Raw genomic sequence first — 3,416 nt, 5'->3', positions numbered from 1 at the left:
GCCGAAGGGCGTGGCCATGGCCCGGCCACCGGCGTTGGGGGTGCCGCCCGGTGCGGTGTGGCACACCAGGCAGTCGCCGGCCGCGGCCAGCAGGCGGCCACGCTCGATGGTTTCACTTGTATAGACAAGTGCGCTGCTGCCTGGCGCCACCGGGGCGATGGCCGGTCGCCAGCCGAGGGCGGCGGCGCCCAGCCCCACCGCGCCGGCCAGCAGTGCACCGGCGGTGGCCCACAGGCCGCGGCGGCGGCGGGGCAGCGGGGCGTCGGGCGGCAGCGCCGCGGAGGCGGGTGGCGCTGCGGCAGGCGCGGCCAGCGCTGCAGCAGCCGGCGCGTGCGCGCCCTCCGGCCCCGGCAACGGGTTCAGCGCCGCCCGCACCAGCTCGGGCGTGAACGGCGGGTTGCGAAAGCGCACGCCGGTGGCGTCGAAGATGGCATTGGCGATGGCCGCCGTGCCCGGTACCGAGGCCGATTCGCCCGCACCCAGCGGCGCCTCGCCCGGGCGGGGCATCAGCATCACCTCCACCACCGGCACCTCGCGGAAGCTGAGGATGGGGTAGCTGCCCCACTCGCGCGTGGCCACGGCGCCCAGGTTCGGGCCGGCCGGCTCGGTGCGCACCTGCTCCTTCAACGCGCGGCTGGTGGTCTGCAACACGTTGCCGTGCACCTGGTGCTGCACGCCGGCAGGGTTCACCATCAGGCCGGCGTCATGCCCCACCACCACGCGGCTGACGTGCACCTCGCCGGTCACGCGGTTCACCTCCACATCGGCCACCCAGGCCGCCCAGGCGGCGCCGAAGCCGGGGAACTTGCTGTGCACGTAACGCGCATAGGCAAAGCCCTGGCCCTTGAGCAGCTGGCCATCGCTGCCTGGCACCGCGCCCTGGCCTTGTGGCGCGGTGTGCGGCAGCCAGCCGGCCTTGGCGGCGGTGGCGCGCACCAGCTCGGCGGCGCGTTCGTCCTTCAGGTAGCGCAGCCGGTAGTCCACCGGGTCCACGCCTGCGGCGGTGGCCAGCTCGTCGATGTACGACTCATGCGCGAACGAATTGGGCAGCGCCGAGACGCCGCGCAGCCACGAGGCCCGCAGGATGGGCGGCATGTCGTTGGCCGCCACGCGCAGGTTGGCGTAGTCGTAGGGCGGCACCGCGGTGCGGTCGCCCATCTCGTAGGCGGTGGCCGTGGCCGGCACCGTGCCGGTGAGCAGCAGCGCCAGCGTGGGCGCGCCGTTGCTGGGGTAGCTGGTCTGGAAGTCGTAGGCCGCGGGCGAGCCATCGGCCTGCAGCCCGCCGTCGATCTGCATCAGCTGGGCGGCGCCCTTGGGCTCCCAGGCATGTTCCTGCTCACGCGTCAGCTGCACCCGCACCGGGCGGCCGACCGCGCGCGACAGCAGCGCCGCGTCGGCGGCGACGTCGTCGGCGCCGTTGCGGCCGTAGCAGCCAGCGGCTTCCAGGCGCACCACGTCCACCTGCACATCGTCCAGGCCGGTGAGCCGGGCCAGGTCGGCGCGCAGCACATGCGGGTTCTGGGTGCCGGCCCACACGGTGAGCCGGCTGCGCTGCCAGTCGGCCACCGCGCACGAAGGGCCGATGGACGCGTGCAGCTGGTAGGGCCACAGGTAGCTGCGCGGCATCGGCTGCGCGGCGGTGGCGATGGCGCCCGCCACGTCACCGCGTTCCAGCAGCAGGCGGCGCGTGGCGGGGTTGGTGCGCACGGCGTTTTCCACGTCGTGCAGGCCAGGCAGGCCGGGCCAGGGCTTCCAGTGCACCTGCAGCGCGTGCATCGCGGCCTCGGCCTGGTCTTCACGTTCGGCCACGATGCCGATGAAGTCGCCGATGACCACCACGTCGACGATGCCGGGCACATGGGCGATGGACTTGCGGTCCACCGCTTGCAGCGTGTGGCCGACGAAGTCGCCGGCATCGACGCCGGCATAAGGCGGGCGCACCACACGGCCATGCAGCATGCCGGGCAGGCGCATGTCGTGCACGAAGGTCAGCTCGCCGGTGGCCTTGGCGGGGATGTCCACCCGCGGTACCGGCTGGCCAATCACGCGGTGCTCGTGCTCGGGCTTCAGCGCCACGCTGCCGGGCGCCAGCTTCAGCAGCACCTGCCGGCCGTGCAGGTCGGCCGGCGTGGCGCCCTGCTCGCGCAGCCAGGCACGCGCCTGCGCGGCGGCCTGGCGCAGCGGCAGGCCGTGCACCTGCAGCGAGGCGCTGGCGATGGTGGCGCCCTGGTTGGGCACGCTGCAGGTGTGGCCCATCAGCATGGTCACCTGCGTCAACGGCAGGTCCAGCTCTTCGGCCACCAGCTGCGACAGCGCGGTGCGCAGGCCGGTGCCCAGGTCCACATGGCCGTGCAGGCCGTTGGCGCTGCCGTCTTCCCACAGCGCGAGCAGGATCTCCGGCCCTTCGGCCGGGTTGGCCGGCACGGCAGCCGGCTGACCGGGGCTGGGCGGCGGCGCGGGGGGCGGATCGCGCGTGACCAGCAGCACGCCGGTGGCAGCCAGGAAGCCGGCGCGGTCGAGGTGCTGGGCCTTGCTGGCGAGCGTCATCAACCAACAGCCTCCTGCTGCAACACCACCGCCCGCCGCACCGCGGCCAGGATCTCGAGGTGGGTGCCGCAGCGGCACAGATGGTGGGCCAGGGCTTCGCGGATCTGCGCCTCGGTGGGTTGCGGGCAGTGGTTCAGCAGCGCCACGGTGGCCATGACCATGCCGTTGAGGCAGTAGCCGCATTGCGCGGCCTGGCTGTCGATGAAGGCCTGCTGCGCCCAGTGCGGCGCCTGGCGGTCGCCCAGGCCTTCCAGCGTGGTGATGTCGCGGCCCTGTACCCCGGCCACCGGGATGCAGCAGGAGCGCGCCACGCGGCCATCGACCAGCACCGCGCAGGCGCCGCACTGGCCCAGGCCGCAGCCGTACTTGGGTCCGTTGAGCCGCAGGTCGTTGCGCAGCACCTGCAGCAGTGGCGCGGTCGGCGGCACCTGCAGCGCCTGGGCCTGGCCGTTGACCTGCAGATGAAGCGTGACCGTGACCGGTGCGGGTGAGGGTACTGCGGCGGCGGTCACGGCGGCTGAGGGTCGATCAAGCGGTGGCGATGTCGCTCGACTGGATGCGCTTGACGCCCTTGGCCGCCATCTGCTTCCAGGCCGCTTCCAGCGAGCCGTTGAGGTCGATGGCGCGGGTGGCGTCTTCGATCACATAGACCTTGAAGCCGGCCTTGCGCGCGTCCATCGCGGTCCAGGCCACGCAGAAATCGGTGGCCAGGCCGGTGACGTACACCGTCTTGATGCCGCGGGCCTTGAGGTAGCCGGCCAGGCCGGTGACGGTCTTGCGGTCGGCTTCTTCGAAGGCGGAGTAGCTGTCCACGCCCTTGTTGAAGCCCTTGCGGATGATGAGCTGCGCGGTGGGCAGCTTGAGGTCCT

General features: G+C 72.9%; 3 protein-coding genes. All 3 read right to left on the bottom strand.

Annotation, left to right across the window (positions count from 1 at the left end; genetic code table 11):
* The coding region (locus ABNT58_RS29510) for a molybdopterin cofactor-binding domain-containing protein (protein ID WP_348756913.1) at positions 1-2,547 on the bottom strand (2,547 nt) is incomplete at its 3' end.
* Positions 2,547-3,008: a (2Fe-2S)-binding protein gene (locus tag ABNT58_RS29505; RefSeq protein ID WP_348756914.1), complete on the bottom strand. Its 462-nt coding sequence runs from the start codon at positions 3,006-3,008 to the stop codon at positions 2,547-2,549. The genes ABNT58_RS29505 and ABNT58_RS29510, both read right to left, overlap by 1 nt.
* Before the next feature lie 67 nt (positions 3,009-3,075).
* Positions 3,076-3,416 (bottom strand): isochorismatase family protein (locus ABNT58_RS29500; RefSeq protein ID WP_348756912.1); only part of this gene is annotated, 341 nt, incomplete at its 5' end.

The sequence above is a fragment of the uncultured Aquincola sp. genome (assembly GCF_964001545.1).
GTDB lineage: Bacteria > Pseudomonadota > Gammaproteobacteria > Burkholderiales > Burkholderiaceae_C > Aquincola.
Note: the sequence above shows the minus strand (reverse complement) of the source record. Positions and strands in the feature narration are given on the sequence as shown.